The sequence below is a fragment of the Pseudomonas sp. NFACC13-1 genome (genome assembly GCF_900104425.1).
GTDB lineage: Bacteria > Pseudomonadota > Gammaproteobacteria > Pseudomonadales > Pseudomonadaceae > Aquipseudomonas > Aquipseudomonas fluorescens_AA.
Map to the genome: position 1 here is coordinate 1 of NZ_FMXV01000007.1, position 14,970 is coordinate 14,970.

Here is a 14,970-nt window from a genome sequence, read left to right on the forward strand (position 1 = left end):
CAGAAAACTCCCGCCTCTTGCTACACACCCTCCACTCGAGCTTATCCGGAGAAGCTACCGGAAATGGGGTATGCGAGCCACATTGAGTGTTACCTGGCAGATGGTAGCGGAATTATTAATCGAGCCGGTCTGCGGATATACGTGGGGAATCTGCTCAGGCATCAGAACATTGGAATGGAGATGATCAAGGACGGGGTATGGAATGTGATCTTCGGTCCGGTGATCCTAGGTCACGTCAATGCCAGGGACGCAAAGAACGGCTATGTTTCAATAAAAGTGTCACCTATGTGAATGCACTTTTTTGTAACCCATGTGGTTGTCCCGTACAGCCCCACCACTTGGCACCTCGCTTTGGCTCGGTGTGCCCTCACTCCGGCATTGCTCCGTGGGCCCGCCGCGAAGGGCCATCCATGGCCCAGCGCGGCTATCCCGGCATCCATGCCGGGATGCCCACTACGCAATGCCTGCGTTCGGCCAGCGTGGTTAACGGGGCGCCTCAGATCAAAATCAAACGCGAGGCGGCCTTATAGCCGACCTGGTTCAGAGTGAACGCGTTCACCCTGTGGGAGCGAGCTTGCTCGCGAAGGCGATTTCACTGTCGATGAGGATATTGAGCAAGCTCGCTTTTCAGGGAAGCTTTATTGCCCTTCGAGCCCGCGCTGTTCAATCACTCCAAAAACATCCGCTACATCCTGGACCATGATCCGGGCGATGTTGGTGATGGTGTTGATGTCGGTCTCGGCTGAATCACGCAGGGTAGTACAGGCCATGAGCGTCAGGTAGTCGAGGGTGGCGTGCAGGCGTTCGCTGACGCAGGCATGGAGTTCGGGTAATGGGGCGGTGCGGTCGATGAACAGGATGGGTTGGGTGGTGGCGATGGGGGTTAGCGGGGTAAAGCGGTTAGATGATTGATTTGTCGTCATAAGGTTGGGCTCTATCAAGGAAAATGATTGCCACCTTGTTTGCTGCGAATCAAACGGGTGGCAGTTGCGCGCGGGTTCGCAGACCGAGGAAGAGACCAAACCCGGCAGACCCGAAGGTCTCCCACGCGCAACCGCCATAAAATGAACGCGGGCAAGTTTGCCTGAGTTTTCATTCGACGGTGCAAAGTCTCATCCGTTGTTAGGGCTGCGAAACCCTCCCCACTGACCAAAGCCAGCAGGTGAACCAGACTATAGAAGGGGATTTTTGAGGCAACAACCGACCTGTAGGACGCCCACAAACCCCGTGGCGAGGAAGCTTGCTCCCGCTCGGTGGCGCAGCCGCCGTAAACCCTGGGCATGGGGTTGGTCTGAGGAAAAGAGGGGGCTGCTTCGCAGCCCAGCGGGAGCAAGCTCCCTCGCCACGGTGAGTGAATTCCTACGAGATTTTCAGAAGGCCAGGGGGAGCAATTGATTTCAGAAACGGAACGCGGAGCGTCAAAAAACTTGTGGGAGCGAGCTTGTTCACGATGACGTAGGCACAGCCAACATCACCGCAAACTGGCCCTCCGCTTTCGCGAGCAAGCTCGCTCCCACAGTTGGATCGGAGTACGACAAAAGAGACAGGTCAGCTATAAGGTCGCCTCGCTTTGGCCTTTTACCTGGGCAGAGCGTTTTTGGTTACTTTCGTCTGGGCCGGCATTCCGGCTTTTCGAAAGTGACCCGCCGTCAGGGCGGAACCCTAAGTAGCCGTTACCGCAGCAACGGATATACACAAACCAAGCTATTTTTATAACTAATTGTCGCCTCTACACAATTCCCCTCCTGGGCACCCCTCTAGACTCCCGCCCACTTCGGTTCCTCACTGACCGGACGCTGCCTACGAATCTGCCAATAATGACCAATAAAACCCCTGCACACTCAGGAGCGAAAATGAAGAAGCTAGCCATGTTCGGTGCCCTGGCACTGTCCGTGTTGTCCCTGTCGGCCGTGGCCGAAGACGCCAAGCCGATCCGCCTCGGAATCGAAGCCGGTTACCCGCCTTTTTCGATGAAAACCCCCGACGGCAAGCTGGCTGGCTTCGATGTCGATATCGGCGATGCGCTGTGTGAACAGATGAAGGTCAAGTGCGTCTGGGTCGAGCAGGAGTTCGATGGCCTGATCCCTGCGCTGAAAGTGAAGAAGATCGACGCGATCCTGTCGTCCATGACCATCACCGACGACCGCAAGAAAAATGTCGATTTCACCATCAAGTACTACCACACCCCAGCGCGTTTCGTAATGAAGGAAGGCGCCAACGTCAAGGACCCGCTGACCGAACTCAAGGGCAAGAAAGTCGGTGTGCTGCGCGCCAGCACCCATGACCGTTTCGCCACCGAAGTGCTGGTGCCCGCCGGTATCGACCTGGTGCGCTACAGCTCCCAACAGGAAGCCAACCTGGACATGGTCGCCGGCCGCCTCGACGCCATGCTGGCCGACTCGGTGAACCTCGACGAAGGCTTCCTGAAAACCGACGCAGGCAAAGGTTTCGCCTTCGTCGGCCCGACCTATGAAGACGCGAAATACTTCGGCGGCGGTGCCGGCATTGCGGTGCGCAAGGGTGATAAGGCCCTGGCCGATCAATTCAACGCGGCCATCACCGAAATCCGCGCCAACGGCACGTACAAGAAAGTGCAGGACAAATACTTCGCCTTTGACGTCTACGGGCATTAATCGGTAGGAGCTCCTACACCTAGCCATTCGGAGATTTCATGCAACGTATCGACCATACCCTGCCATGGAGCCACCTGGGCACCGAGCGCCGGCTCAGTGTGTTTCGCTACGGCCATGGGCCGCGCAAGGCCTACATCCAGGCCAGCCTGCACGCCGATGAACTGCCGGGCATGCGCACCGCCTGGGAGCTGAAGCAGCGGCTCAACGATCTTGAGGCCCAGGGGTTGCTCAAGGGTGTGATCGAGCTGGTGCCGGTGGCCAACCCCATCGGCCTGGATCAACACCTGCAAAGCGCCCACATGGGGCGTTTCGAACTGGGCAGCGGCAAGAATTTCAACCGGTCCTTCGTGGAACTCAGTGCACCGGTGGCGCAACGCATCGGAGATCGCCTGGGGGACGACCCGGCCGCCAATATCACCTTGATCCGCCAGGTCATGGCCGAGGTCCTCGATGACTTGCCGCCACCCCCTTCGCAACTCGAAGCGCTGCATCGCCTGCTGCTGCGCTATGCCTGCGACGCCGACATCACCTTGGACCTGCATTGCGATTTCGAGGCGGCGATCCATTTGTATGCCTTGCCACAGCAGTGGCCGCAGTGGCGTTCTCTGGCCGCACGCTTGAAAGCCGGTGTGGCGTTGCTGAGCGAGGATTCGGGCGGCAGTTCGTTCGATGAGTCCTGCTCCTCGCCTTGGTTGCGCCTGGCCAAGGCCTTTCCTGCGGCGGCGATCCCCGCGGCGAACCTGGCGACGACGCTGGAGTTGGGCAGCATGGGCGATACCCGTGTGGAGCAGGCCCAGGCCAATTGTGAAGCCATCCTCGGGTTTCTCGCCGAGCAGGGACTTATCGCTGGGGACTGGCCGCCCGCCCCCAGCGAGTGCTGCGAGGGCTTTCCGTTCGAAGGCACGCAATACCTGTTCGCGCCGCACCATGGCGTGGTGAGTTTCCTGCGGGAGGCTGGCGAATGGGTGGAGCGGGGGGATCCGCTGTTCGAAGTGGTCGATCCGCTGAATGATCGGGTCACCACCGTGCGGGCCGGCACCAGTGGCGTGCTGTTTGCCCTGGACCGCGGGCGCTACACGCAGCCGGGGATCTGGCAGGCAAAAGTCGCTGGGCGTGAACCGATTCGTACGGGGAAATTGATCAACGACTGATAACTGCTGTCTACCTCACCGCACGCGCCTTGCCGTGCGGCTATCGAAACGATGGAGGAAGATCGATGTTCAAAGCGCTCGCCCTGTTCCTGTTGCTGGTCTCGTCCGGGTTGCAGGCCCAACCTTCGCTGCACACGGACTTGCCGCTCAACTACTTGGCCCAAGTCGATGAGCAGGTTCGGAATCGACCGCTGGTGATCTTCCTGCACGGTTCCGGCAGTAACGAGCAGGACCTGTTCGCACTCAAGGACGAGTTGCCGCGCGATTACAACTACCTCTCGGTGCGGGCGCCCAAGAGCATGGAGCAGGACCGTTACCAATGGTTCGCCAAAAAGGGCGAGGGCGCCTACGACGGTGACCCCTCCGACCTGAAGGCCAGCGGCCAGATGCTGCTGGAGTTCATCGACAAGGCCCGGGCCAAGTATTCGACCGACGCGAGCAAGGTCTATCTGGTGGGGTTCAGCCAGGGCGCGATGATGAGCTACGAAGTGGCCTTGCGACACCCCGAAGCTGTCGGCGGCATCGCCGCGATGGGCGGGCGGGTCCTGTCGGTGCTGCAGGCGGAACTGACCCCCGACGAGTCACGACGGACGCTGGCGGTATTCATCGGCCATGGCACGGCCGACCCGATCATTCCCTACCACGATGGCACCGAGGCCAACACCTTCCTCAAGACCCTGGCGCTGGAACCGGAATTCCATGCCTACCCCGGCGTCGGCCACAGCATCAGTGCCCTGGAGGTGCAGGACCTGCGGGCCTGGCTGGAGCGGCTCAATCCCTGATCACTGTAAATCCCCGTGGGAGCGAGCTTGCTCGCGATAGGGGAGAGTCAGTTGGCATCGATGCCAGGTGTGCCGGCGCCATCGCGAGCAAGCTCGCTCCCACAATGTTCCTGCGCTGAATGCAAAACTTTTGAACATCCACAACCCTGTGGGAGCGAGCTTGCTCGCGAAAGCGGTGGGTCAGCTTGAATCAATGCTGATTGTGCCGCCGCCATCGCGAGCAAGCTCGCTCCCACACTGCTCCTGCGCTGAATGCAAAGCTCACGAACATCCACAATTTCTGTGGGAGCGAGCTCTCTCATCACAGGTGATCGAACGCCTCAAGCGCAACAGCATGACCTGTTGAATGGGAAAGTGGCCCTGACCCTCAAATCAAGGCCATCACTTCAAATGTCCTTGACCAGCCGCAGCGCATCGTAGATAGCCGCATGGGTATTACGCGCCGACACCGCGTCGCCAATCCGGAACAGCTGGAAACGGCCCGCCGGATTGGTCACGATATTTTGGGTTTTCCCGGCGATCAGATTGTGCTGTTCCACCGCGCCGTTATTGCTCGAGTGCGGGCGCAGTTCGAAGTACAAATCGTCCAGGGGCAGGGTGCCGTGGTTGACCACCACCTGATCGACCACGCGCTGCTTGTGCACCTGACCATAATCGCTGCCGAAGTTGGCCACCAATTGACCGTCGCGCTTCTCCACGGAGTCGACCCGATAGGTGACTGTGAAGGTGACGTTCAGGTCTTGCAGGCTGCGCATGTAAGGCACCAGGTTCATCGCCATCACCTCCGGCGCGAACGACCGGTCCGGCGTGACGATCTCCAGTTTCGCACCGCTGTTGGCGATGACCTCGGCTGCTTGCAGCGCCGCGTGGTCGCCTGCGTCGTCGAATATCAGCACGTTCTGGCCGGGCTTGACGTCGCCGGAAATGATGTCCCAGGTCGACACCACCAGTTCATTGCCGTGCTTGAGCACTTCGGTATGGGGCAAGCCGCCCGTGGCGACGATCACCACGTCCGGCGCCTCGGCCATGACGGTCTCGGCTTCGGCCCAGGTGTTGAATTGGAACCTCACCCCCAGCCGTTCGCATTGCGCCATGCGCCAATCGATGATGCTGATCATCTCGCGCCGCCGCTCGCTCTGCGCCGTCAGGCGGATCTGCCCGCCGGGCTGATCCGCCACTTCGAACACCGTGACGTCGTGGCCACGTTCGCCGGCTACCCGTGCCGCTTCCAGGCCCGCCGGGCCGGTGCCGATCACCACCACCTTGCGCTTGACCGACGCCTTGGGAATTTCGTGGGGCATGGTGGTTTCGCGGCCGGTGGCGGCGTTGTGGATGCAGTACGCGGCGCCGCCCTGATAGATGCGGTCCAGGCAATAGTTGGCACCGACGCAGGGGCGGATCTCTTCTTCACGTTTCTCGATGATCTTGCGCACGATGTGCGGGTCGGTCATGTGCGCGCGGGTCATGCCGATCATGTCCACTTTGCCGGAGGCGATGGCATGTCGTGCCGTGGCGACGTCCGGAATCTTGGCCGCATGGAACGTCGGGAAACCGGTGGCCGAGCGGATTTCGCCGGCAAAGTCCAGGTGCGGCGAGTTGCGCATGCCCTGGATGGGGATCACGTCGGTGAGGCCGGCATCGGTGTCGATGTGCCCGCGCACGACGTTGAGGAAATCCACCAGCCCGCTGTCCTTGAGCATGTGGGAAATCTGGAGACCGTCGCTGGCACCGAAGCCGCCGGGCAGGTCCTCATCGCCGGTGTAGCGCACCCCGAGCAGGAAGTCCTCGCCACAGCGCTGGCGGATGCCGCGTAACACATCAAAAGTGAAGCGCATCCGGTTTTCCAGCGAACCACCGTAGGGCCCGTCGAGATCGTTGGTCAACGGTGACCAGAACTGATCCATGAGGTGCCCGTAGGCCTGCAGTTCCAGGCCATCGAGACCGGCGGCCTTCATGCGTTCGGCGGCGTCCACGTAATCCTTGATGATCCGGTCGATGTCCCAGTCTTCCAGTTTTTTCGGGAAGGCCCGGTGGGACGCTTCGCGGCGATGGGACGGCGAGACGACCGGCAGCCAATCAGCCTTGTCCCAGCGCGTGCGTCGCCCCAGGTGGGTCAGTTGGATCATCACCGCGGCGCCGTGTTCGTGGCACTCGTCGGTGATGTCCTTCATCCATTTGACCACTTCGTCCTTGTACGCCAGCACGTTGTTGAACACCGGCGGGCTGTCGCGGGAAACGGCGGCGGAGCCCGCCGTCATGGTCAGCGCCACGCCGGCCTTGGCGCGTTCGACGTGATAGGCGCGGTACAGATCCTTCGGCATGCCGTCGACAGGATAAGCGGGCTCATGGGAGGTGGTCATGATCCGGTTTTTGAGGGTCAGGTGTTTGATCTTATAGGGCTGCAGCAGAGGATCGCTGGACATGGTGTTGCGCTCCGGGAACAGGACATCAGGCTTGGTTTGACATAACGGTATGTTGAATGTTCATGTGTGTCAACGATTGGGACACATGTGTACATTTTCCTTGCGCGACGTAAAAACCAGGATTACCATCCAGCCGAAACAGGGGTGGTCCGGCTCGTGCGGCCGGCCATCGCGCGTCGATCCAAAGTGCAAGGAGGCTGTGCGAAGCGCTATGCCAGGAACCGCTTTACATCGCGGCGGGTATCAGTGGCGCCATTCAACATTTGGCGGGCATGCGTGGTTCAAAGGTCATCGTTGCGATCAACCAAGACGCTGAAGCGCCGATTGCCCAGGTGGCGGATTACATGTGGAGGGCGGATCTGTTCGAGGCCTTGCCGGCGCTCGAAAAAGCATTGTGAGTGCTTACATCAATAAGTTCCGCCAAAGGGCGGAGGAGGGCCGGATGACCCGGATACATGAAAGGTTTTCGCATAACCAGAACTTATCCATGCACACCATAAAATCCCTTGAGGAGTGTAATGGCACTCTGCTTTGATGAGGGAACGTGAATTCTTCTGCTGCCCTGCCAATAACTATTAATACAGTACGCGGAGATGCACCATGATGACGTTTTCCAGTAAAACCCGTATCGGCTGGCTTGCCGGCCTGGCGATGGCCGCCGGCAGCCTGATGGCCCATGCCGAGGAACCCACGCCCATCCGTATCGGTTGGGTGAATTGGTCGGATACGGAAATCGCTGTAAAGCTGGCGGATACCGCATTGCGCGACCACTTGAAGCAACCGGTCAAATTGGTGCTCGCCGACATTGGCATTCAGTTCCAGGCCTTGGCCAACGGCAATATCGACCTGATCCCGATGGTCTGGCTGCCGAACACTCACAAGGCGTTCTATGACAAATACCAGGATAAGCTCGAAGACCTCGGCGTGCTGTATGAAGGTCGCATCGGCATGGCCGTGCCAACGTCCATTCCCACCAGCGAACTCGCCACTGTCGAAGACCTCAACAAGCCTGAAGTGCGGCAAAAGCTCGACGGCAAGATCCTGACCTCGGAAGTGGGCAACGGCCAATACAAACTCACGGAAAAGGCCATCAAGGAATACAAGCTCGAAGGCTACAAGATGGTCGCCTCTTCAGAGTCTGGCATGTTGAGCGAGCTGGATCGCAACCTTAAACGTGACAAATGGGCGTTGATCAACGCCTGGAGCCCCCACTGGATGTTCGCCAAGTGGCCGCTGCGCTACCTGGATGATCCGAAGCAGATTTTCGGCGGCGCCGAGCAGATTCACGCGATTGCCCGCAAAGGCTTTAGCGCCGAACATCCCGATGTCGCCCGGTTCTTCGCCAACTTCAAGATTCCCAAGGCCGACCTTGAGAAGCTGATGGCGAGCGCCCGCGACAGTTCGGCAGACAAGGTCGTTGCCGAGTACTACGCCGCCAACAAACCTCGCTTCGAGGCCATGTTTGGCAGTCAGACCGCCTCGGCAACCGTCAGCCAGTAATCGCCGCCGCTGCTTGACAGGTGTTTGCAGTTCGGTGCCCTTGACGCAAAGTGAAGGGCGTCGGCTGTCATCGATACCGTTCGGGCTACCCTTGGAACATGCCGGGACCCGCTTCCAGTATCGCTGGGATACATTGAGCAGCCTGTCATCTTCTTCTGCGTCTGACTCAGGAATGAGGTCGAAAACGATGATCACCCGCCGCGAGCCTTTGTCGTTGGATCCGTCTGTCACCCGCAGCGCGCAGTGGCTCCGGCGATCGCTGCATGAAATCCTCTCGAACCACCTGGGAGACGGTACATCCGGGACGACACAGGCCTATGCCGCCGCCCTGGGCCCGACCGAGTGGTCCCTCAAGAAGCCGCCGGCAACGCCCCGGGCGTTACCGACAGTCCTGGCGCCCTATTTGGCCCAGGCATTCGACGCTGCGCCAAGCGTCCCCGAACACCTGGCAGGGGTATTGGAGGCATTGAGCGCGCTGGTGCCCCATGTTCCCTGGATCAATCGTCAGGCCCAGGCCGGCCAGGACGATCGGTTCGTGGAGCGGCATCGCCATGGCATGGTCACCGGTCCAGGGGGATTGTTCGACTGCCCCGGCATGACCCTGGGCTTGGCCCTCATGGCGCCTGAAACCTGTTATCCGTTCCACCAGCATCCTCCGGCTGAGTTCTATCTGGTGTTGTCCCCAGGTGACTGGTATCGCGAGGACGTAGGCTGGTGGACGCCCGGGGCAGGGGGCATTGTCATAAACCCACCGTCCTGCACCCATGCGATGAGATCAACGCAAGCGCCACTCCTGGCGCTGTGGGGATTGCTCCATGAGCCCTGCGCTTGAGCCGGCCACGGGCGATGCACGCCGTGGGTGATGCCCCACGGCCTCAACTTGGAATCCTCTTGTGCCTGCTTTCCATGCTGCTCTTTGCAAGCCAGGACGGGATCACCAAAGTGCTGGTCAAGGACCTTCCCGTCGCCCAGCTCGTCATGGTGCGTTACTGGGTATTCCTGGCATTCGCTGTCGGCTATGGCCTTTATCGCGGCCACCTGGGAGCGGCCTGTCGAAGCCATCATCCTGTCTTGCAGGTCATTCGTGCCTTGCTGGGAGTGGGCGAAAGCGCGTTGTTCGGATTGGGGCTGCGCTACCTTGGCATGGCTGAGATGCACGCCCTGTATGCGGTGTTTCCGCTGATGACCCTGGCCTTGGCAGGTGCGTTCCTGGGTGAGTTCATCGGCGTCCGCCGCTGGATCGCTGCGGTCATAGGGTTCTTGGGGACTCTGGTGATCCTCCGTCCGGGAACCGGCGTCTTCGAGTTGGCGGCGTTGATTCCGCTGTTGTCGGCCCTGGGATTCGCGCTCTTCAGTGTACTGACACGCCGGATCAGCCGGGATGATTCGTTCGCGACGAACATGCTCTACATGGGCTTTTTCGGCGCCCTGGCCATCACGTTCTCTGGCTTGCCAGGGTGGGTTTCGCCGAATCCGACACAGTGGGGCCTGATCGCCGTGCTGTCGACGATCGGCATGGTGGCGCAGTTGCTGCTCCTCCAGGCGCTCAAGTATGCAACGGCAGGTACGCTTCAACCGTTCAACTACACGCTGTTGGTGTTCGCCACATTCATCGGCCTGTTCGTCTTTGGCGAACTGCCTGACCCATGGACCGTCGTGGGAGCGTGCATGGTGATTGCCGGTGGGCTGTATGCGATCAAGGCGAAAGGGTAGGGAGCCTGTTTAATTAATTCGATTTTGGAATAAGCATAATAGAATATATTCCTTGATCGAATTAGTTGGCATGTTAAGTTGACGCTACCGGACCGCCGGATATGTTCAACCCTACTCTATGGTACGACTATGTCCGGCGCCCGAATCTTCCAAATCAGCCTTGAGGCTCTGTCGCATGATGGGGCCCATGCAGTGATTTCTCAGTCCGGCACTCTGCGCATCAGTTCTTGTGCCGCCATTGCCGTTCCATTCGTGACCGGCAAACCTCTCCCCTGTCAGGCCAACAGCGAAGCCTGCAGCGCAATCAGCGAAGGCCTGGCGTTTCTGCTCTACGCCATGTGACGCACCGCTGTCGGCACTTCCATACCGTAACGCCAGTCAGTCATCTCCAGGTAATACCCGGTCCCGGGTGGTGCTTGAAGTGTGAGTGAGTGGGCGTCTGTTCAGCGCAGCCTATCGCGACTTACCACCATGCCCAATTATTTGGATGAAGCTCATCGAGTTGAAATCGTCAAGCTCAGCAGGACCTTGACCAGCCAGACTGAATGGCCCACCTGGCTTTTACTGGTCGGCTTTTATCTGGCTTGGGCGCTTGTTGTTTTTCATGGGCAGGCACTTGGCCAACTCATCAGCATTGCCCTGTTGATTCCACTGGTCGTGCTCTGGATGTCGATCCAGCATGAACTTATTCACGGTCACCCAACGCGTTGGCCTGCGATAAATAAAGCCTTGGGGTTTCTGCCGTTTGCCGTTTGGTATCCCTACGACATCTATAGGGACACGCATTTGGCACATCACAACGACGAGGTGCTGACGGTGCCTGGCCAAGATCCAGAAAGTCGCTATGTCACACGTGCCTTCTGGTTGCAGTCACCCCGCTATGTGAAAGCATTGCTTTGGGTAAATAAGACCTTGGGGGGGCGCTTGCTCATGGGAGCGCCATTGGCGGTGATAGCCCTTCTGGGTAGCGAGATCAGGGGCTTGTTTCTCGCGGGGCGAAGTGCTGGACGAGTGTGGATAGCTCACGTGCTAAGTGTCGTCGTGGTGCTGACCCTGGTTGAACAATACAGCGCCATCAGCGCTGTGCAGTACGTATTTTTAGTTTCGCTGCCGGCCTTGTCCATTGCAATGATCAGGTCGTTTTACGAGCATCGGCCGTCAACGCTGCCAGAACACCGCACGGTGATCAATGAATCCTCAGGGCTTTTGAGCTGGCTCTTTCTGAACCTCAATCTTCACTTGGTTCATCATGATCTTCCCGGTTTGCCCTGGTTTTATTTGCCCCGGGTGTATAGAGCCAGGCGTGAACAATGGATCGCGCGAAACAATGGCTATGTCATTCATGGCTACTTCCAGTTATTGCAGAGGCATCTGATCAATCCCGTGGATTGTCCTCGCCATCCTGCCAGGCACTGAAAATACTCAAGCTAATCTGGGCGTCGGAAAATGATACGTTTTGAAGCCATCAAGAAAACTCATAAAGGCAGCCCGCGAATGGCCGTGAGCGATTTAACGCTTCATGTCCGGGAGGGGGAGATCTGCGTATTTGTCGGGCCAAGTGGGTGTGGCAAAACGACCATTTTGCGAATGATCAATAGACTGGACACTCAGGACAGTGGCCGCATCTGTGTCAATGGGGTGGCGACCGATGAGCTTGACGTCGTGACGCTTCGCCGTGGCATCGGTTTCATGATGCAAAGCTCAGCCTTGTTTCCTCATCAAACCGTTGCGGAAAATATTGGTGCTGTGCCGCGGCTCTTGGGTTGGAGCAAGCATAAGATCCGCCAGCGCGTGAGCGAGCTCATTTCCCTGGTCGGGCTTCAGCCGGAATTTCTGGACAGGTACCCTAATCAACTGTCGGGCGGGCAGCAAAGTCGTGTTGCCTTGGCGAGGGCATTGGCCTCGGACCCACCGGTTGTATTGATGGACGAACCCTTTGCCGCGCTTGATCCGGTGATCCGCGAGCGACTGCAGGACGAACTGGTTGCGCTGCAGAGGCGTTTGCATAAAACCATTATCCTGGTGACCCATGACATGGAAGAGGCCATCAAGATTGGTGATCGCATTGCCATCTTCGAGGGCGAAGGAAAGCTTGCTCAGTTCGATACACCTCACAATATCCTTGCCCATCCTGCCAGCGAGTTTGTAAAGAACTTCATCGGCAAGGACCCGCTGTTGAAAAGACTGTCGCTGATGAAAGTTTCTGATCTTCCTGTGGATGAAGTCAATTGCGAATTCAAACTTCTGCTGGACGATAAGTCCAATCCGCTGAAGTGGGTCAGTGAATCGGACTTGCCTGTTCCTGAACTTACCACGGTGTCGAATAATGACTCGTTGCATCACGCACTGGTTAAAATTCTAACGGCTCCGCTCGGTGTGGTTGTTCGAGTGGACGAGGCGGGCGGTTACGAAGGTTGCCTGTCGATTGCCAGCTTTCACAGCGCACTCAATGAGCGCCGCTTTGGAAGTGCGCAATGATTGACTGGTCCTGGATCGTTGAAAACTGGCAGCAGATCGGTCAGCTGTTATTTGATCATATCCAACTGGTGACCCTGGGCCTGTTTATAGGAATGTTGTTGGCGGGCGCAATGGTGCTCTTGACGTTGTGGAAGCCAGGGTTGGCGCAGCCCATGATTTATGTCAGCGGAATACTTTTTACCATTCCGTCCCTGGCACTGTTCATTTTGATCATGCCCTTTACCGGTTTGTCCAAGACGACGGCGGTGATTGGTTTGAGCCTGTATGCCTTGCTGATTGTGTTACAGAACACTTTGGCGGGCCTTGCGAGTAACCCTCCTGACGTGCTGGAAGAAGCCCGTGCGCTAGGGTACACGCGCATGCAGAGATTCCTGGGGGTTGAACTTCCCCTGGCGCTGCCTTCGTTATTGGCAGGGCTACGAACGACCGCGGTGACATTGGTAGGGCTGGTGACGGTTACTGCGTTAATTGGTCAAGGCGGATTGGGGCAGTTGTTCATTACCGGGTTGGCTCAAAGTTTCACCACGCCTGTGGCGGTCAGTTTGGTCCTGACGGTGATGTTGGCGTTATGTTTTGATTTTCTGTTCTATTCAATCAATAAATGGCTGGTCCCTTGGGTGCGCTAATGAATAGGATCGCAGATGTCTACCTCTGGTTTTCTCTTCCTGAACACTGGTTGGGCGAAGACGGAATACTGACTCGGCTGGCGGAGCATATTTATTATGTGTCTTTGAGCCTGGCTATTGCTTGTGCGATAGCGTTGCCGCTCGGCGTACTCATGGCTAACTACCGCAAAGGCGCGCAGGTGGCGATCGGGCTGTTCAATATTGGGCGAGCATTGCCTTCCCTGGGTATTGTGATACTTGCAATCATGGTCATTGGCTATGAAACCAGCACGGTAATTATCGCCTTGGTCACCCTGAGCATCCCGCCGATATTGACCAATACCTATGTTGGTATCGATCAGGTGGATTCGTCTCTGAAGCATGCTGCTAAATCCATGGGGATGCGCAGATGGCAGATGTTTATCCAACTGGAATTACCGTTGGCTTTTCCGCTGATCTTTTCTGGATTCCGATCAGCCCTGGTGCAACTTATTGCCACGGCCACCATCGCCGCCTATGCAGGGTTTGGCGGGCTGGGCAGGTTTCTCATTGACGGGCTGGGTCGCAATGACATCCCTCAAATCATTGGCGGCGCACTGGTGGTGTCGGCACTTGCGATTGTCAGCGAGTGGGTTTGTTCAATGATCGAAACACTCATGGTTCGAAAATGGCGAGCGGGGAATGTTGAACTGAGCGCTACATGATCAGGACATTTGAAAGTGCGTATTAATTCTGCAGAGGTGCAAATCCAAATGAAAAACAAACAACGTACGAAGATTCGCTCAGCGCACTCGGTTTCATTGTTGCTGGGGTTAGGCTTGCTGGTGGGCAGCGCATTTGCCAGTGCCCAGTCCATCACCATAGGCGGGGCCAATTTTTCCGAGCAGACGATTCTTGCAAACATCTATGCGTCCGCTTTGAAAAAGGAAGGGATTGAGGTCAAGACCCGGCTCAATCTGGGGAACCGCCAGATCATCGCCAAGGCGCTGGAAAACGGGGATATAGACGTTGTACCCGAGTACATAGGATCACTGTTGAGTTTCTATGACGACAAGAGCGCCCTGACCAGCCAAAAGGAGATTGTCAGCGCCTTGCAACAGAAGTTGCCGGCGGGCCTCCAGTTGCTTGAACCGTCGGCCGCGGGCTCTATTACCGCTTGGGCCGTCACCCAGAAAACCGCAGAAAAGTACAACCTGCACACCTTGTCCGACCTGGCGCCCGTCTCAGGTGAACTCACGCTGGGCGGGCCTCCCGAAGTCACCACTGCCGCCTTGGGCCTGCCCGGGTTGAAGGCGGTCTACGGCATCAACTTCAAGAGCGTCAAATCGCTGGACATGGGCGGGCCCTTGTCGCGGCTGGCGCTGAACTCAGGCGCTATCGACGTCGCCACGGTGGTTTCCACGCAAGGCATCCTGGCAAAAGAACCTTGGGTTGTGCTTGAGGACGACAAGCACCAACAGCCCCTGCAAAACATTACGCCACTGGGACGCAAGGCGTTGCTAACCCCAGAAGTCACCCAGGTGCTCAACGAGGTCTCCGCCAAACTGACCGATGACGACCTCAAGCAACTCAATCGCCTGGTTGATATCGATCACAAGGATCCCGCAAAAGTCGCGGCGCAGTGGGTCGCTGAAAATACCGTCAAGGCGGCCAACTGAACATGAATGCGATGTGGGTCAGGTCGC

General features: G+C 57.9%; 14 protein-coding genes and 2 pseudogenes. 14 read left to right on the forward strand and 2 right to left on the reverse strand.

The features are described 5' to 3' along the window. Positions 1 to 291, forward strand: a pseudogene (locus BLQ55_RS32290) (IS481 family transposase); the annotation flags it as partial. Positions 292 to 638: 347 nt separating this feature from the next. Here BLQ55_RS32290 and BLQ55_RS11375 read toward each other — a convergent pair. Continuing rightward, the gene (locus BLQ55_RS11375) at positions 639 to 923 is read right to left on the reverse strand and encodes a fructose-bisphosphate aldolase (protein WP_092197093.1); all 285 of its coding nucleotides are present in this window, start codon (positions 921 to 923) and stop codon (positions 639 to 641) included. A gap of 930 nt (positions 924 to 1,853) precedes the next feature. On the opposite strand from BLQ55_RS11375, the gene BLQ55_RS11380 reads away from it, so the two are divergent. The 3 genes from BLQ55_RS11380 to BLQ55_RS11390 all read left to right on the forward strand — a co-directional run bounded on the left by BLQ55_RS11380 (position 1,854) and on the right by BLQ55_RS11390 (position 4,566). Continuing rightward, on the forward strand, positions 1,854 to 2,633 hold the full coding sequence (locus tag BLQ55_RS11380; RefSeq protein ID WP_092197090.1) for an ABC transporter substrate-binding protein: 780 nt from the start codon (positions 1,854 to 1,856) through the stop codon (positions 2,631 to 2,633). Between the two features lie 38 nt (positions 2,634 to 2,671). Further along, positions 2,672 to 3,784 carry a M14 family metallopeptidase gene (locus tag BLQ55_RS11385; RefSeq protein ID WP_092253880.1) on the forward strand — a complete coding sequence of 371 codons (1,113 nt, stop codon included), beginning with the start codon at positions 2,672 to 2,674 and terminating at the stop codon, positions 3,782 to 3,784. Positions 3,785 to 3,849: 65 nt separating this feature from the next. Beyond that, positions 3,850 to 4,566: an alpha/beta hydrolase gene (locus BLQ55_RS11390; protein ID WP_092253882.1), complete on the forward strand. Its 717-nt coding sequence runs from the start codon at positions 3,850 to 3,852 to the stop codon at positions 4,564 to 4,566. A 386-nt stretch (positions 4,567 to 4,952) separates the two neighbouring features. Here BLQ55_RS11390 and BLQ55_RS11395 read toward each other — a convergent pair whose 3' ends face one another. Then, positions 4,953 to 6,989 carry an NADH:flavin oxidoreductase gene (locus BLQ55_RS11395; protein ID WP_092253884.1) on the reverse strand — a complete coding sequence of 679 codons (2,037 nt, stop codon included), beginning with the start codon at positions 6,987 to 6,989 and terminating at the stop codon, positions 4,953 to 4,955. A 224-nt stretch (positions 6,990 to 7,213) separates the two neighbouring features. Between BLQ55_RS11395 and BLQ55_RS11400 the strand changes: the two are divergent. From BLQ55_RS11400 to BLQ55_RS11445, 10 genes and pseudogenes are all read left to right on the forward strand, one after another. Further along, positions 7,214 to 7,387, forward strand: a pseudogene (locus BLQ55_RS11400) (electron transfer flavoprotein subunit alpha/FixB family protein); the annotation flags it as partial. Positions 7,388 to 7,589: 202 nt separating this feature from the next. After that, positions 7,590 to 8,489, forward strand: a complete 900-nt coding sequence (locus BLQ55_RS11405) for a glycine betaine ABC transporter substrate-binding protein (protein WP_092197077.1) — start codon at positions 7,590 to 7,592, stop codon at positions 8,487 to 8,489. Positions 8,490 to 8,676: 187 nt separating this feature from the next. Then, entirely contained in the window at positions 8,677 to 9,321 is a 645-nt protein-coding gene (locus tag BLQ55_RS11410; RefSeq protein WP_256326561.1) for a dimethylsulfonioproprionate lyase family protein, read from the forward strand. A 14-nt stretch (positions 9,322 to 9,335) separates the two neighbouring features. Further along, positions 9,336 to 10,202, forward strand: a complete 867-nt coding sequence (locus BLQ55_RS11415; protein ID WP_092253888.1) for a DMT family transporter — start codon at positions 9,336 to 9,338, stop codon at positions 10,200 to 10,202. Between the two features lie 192 nt (positions 10,203 to 10,394). Beyond that, positions 10,395 to 10,544 carry a hypothetical protein gene (locus BLQ55_RS32145; protein ID WP_158249658.1) on the forward strand — a complete coding sequence of 50 codons (150 nt, stop codon included), beginning with the start codon at positions 10,395 to 10,397 and terminating at the stop codon, positions 10,542 to 10,544. 129 nt (positions 10,545 to 10,673) lie between these two features. Continuing rightward, entirely contained in the window at positions 10,674 to 11,618 is a 945-nt protein-coding gene (locus BLQ55_RS11425; RefSeq protein ID WP_092253890.1) for a fatty acid desaturase, read from the forward strand. A gap of 30 nt (positions 11,619 to 11,648) precedes the next feature. After that, positions 11,649 to 12,680 (forward strand): ABC transporter ATP-binding protein, encoded by a 1,032-nt coding sequence (locus tag BLQ55_RS11430; RefSeq protein WP_092253892.1) that lies wholly within the window; start codon positions 11,649 to 11,651, stop codon positions 12,678 to 12,680. Beyond that, complete coding sequence (locus tag BLQ55_RS11435; RefSeq protein WP_092197060.1) at positions 12,677 to 13,306, forward strand: ABC transporter permease; 630 nt, start codon at positions 12,677 to 12,679, stop codon at positions 13,304 to 13,306. Before BLQ55_RS11430 ends, BLQ55_RS11435 begins: the two co-directional genes overlap by 4 nt. Next, the gene (locus BLQ55_RS11440; protein ID WP_092197057.1) at positions 13,306 to 13,989 is read left to right on the forward strand and encodes an ABC transporter permease; all 684 of its coding nucleotides are present in this window, start codon (positions 13,306 to 13,308) and stop codon (positions 13,987 to 13,989) included. The genes BLQ55_RS11435 and BLQ55_RS11440 overlap by 1 nt, the downstream gene beginning before the upstream one ends. A 15-nt stretch (positions 13,990 to 14,004) precedes the next feature. Further along, positions 14,005 to 14,943: an ABC transporter substrate-binding protein gene (locus BLQ55_RS11445; RefSeq protein ID WP_256326567.1), complete on the forward strand. Its 939-nt coding sequence runs from the start codon at positions 14,005 to 14,007 to the stop codon at positions 14,941 to 14,943. The last annotated feature ends 27 nt before the right edge of the window (positions 14,944 to 14,970 follow it).

Excerpts from the sequence above, each read along its gene's own strand:
- BLQ55_RS11440 (WP_092197057.1), top strand. The coding sequence starts at position 13,306 with ATGAATAGGATCGCAGATGTCTACCTCTGGTTTTCTCTTCCTGAACAC.
- BLQ55_RS11415 (WP_092253888.1), top strand. The coding sequence starts at position 9,336 with ATGCACGCCGTGGGTGATGCCCCACGGCCTCAACTTGGAATCCTCTTG.
- BLQ55_RS11380 (WP_092197090.1), top strand. The coding sequence starts at position 1,854 with ATGAAGAAGCTAGCCATGTTCGGTGCCCTGGCACTGTCCGTGTTGTCC.
- BLQ55_RS11375 (WP_092197093.1), bottom strand. The coding sequence starts at position 923 with ATGACGACAAATCAATCATCTAACCGCTTTACCCCGCTAACCCCCATC.
- BLQ55_RS11405 (WP_092197077.1), top strand. The coding sequence starts at position 7,590 with ATGATGACGTTTTCCAGTAAAACCCGTATCGGCTGGCTTGCCGGCCTG.
- BLQ55_RS11390 (WP_092253882.1), top strand. The coding sequence starts at position 3,850 with ATGTTCAAAGCGCTCGCCCTGTTCCTGTTGCTGGTCTCGTCCGGGTTG.
- BLQ55_RS11385 (WP_092253880.1), top strand. The coding sequence starts at position 2,672 with ATGCAACGTATCGACCATACCCTGCCATGGAGCCACCTGGGCACCGAG.
- BLQ55_RS11410 (WP_256326561.1), top strand. The coding sequence starts at position 8,677 with ATGATCACCCGCCGCGAGCCTTTGTCGTTGGATCCGTCTGTCACCCGC.
- BLQ55_RS11425 (WP_092253890.1), top strand. The coding sequence starts at position 10,674 with ATGCCCAATTATTTGGATGAAGCTCATCGAGTTGAAATCGTCAAGCTC.
- BLQ55_RS11435 (WP_092197060.1), top strand. The coding sequence starts at position 12,677 with ATGATTGACTGGTCCTGGATCGTTGAAAACTGGCAGCAGATCGGTCAG.
- BLQ55_RS11395 (WP_092253884.1), bottom strand. The coding sequence starts at position 6,989 with ATGTCCAGCGATCCTCTGCTGCAGCCCTATAAGATCAAACACCTGACC.
- BLQ55_RS11430 (WP_092253892.1), top strand. The coding sequence starts at position 11,649 with ATGATACGTTTTGAAGCCATCAAGAAAACTCATAAAGGCAGCCCGCGA.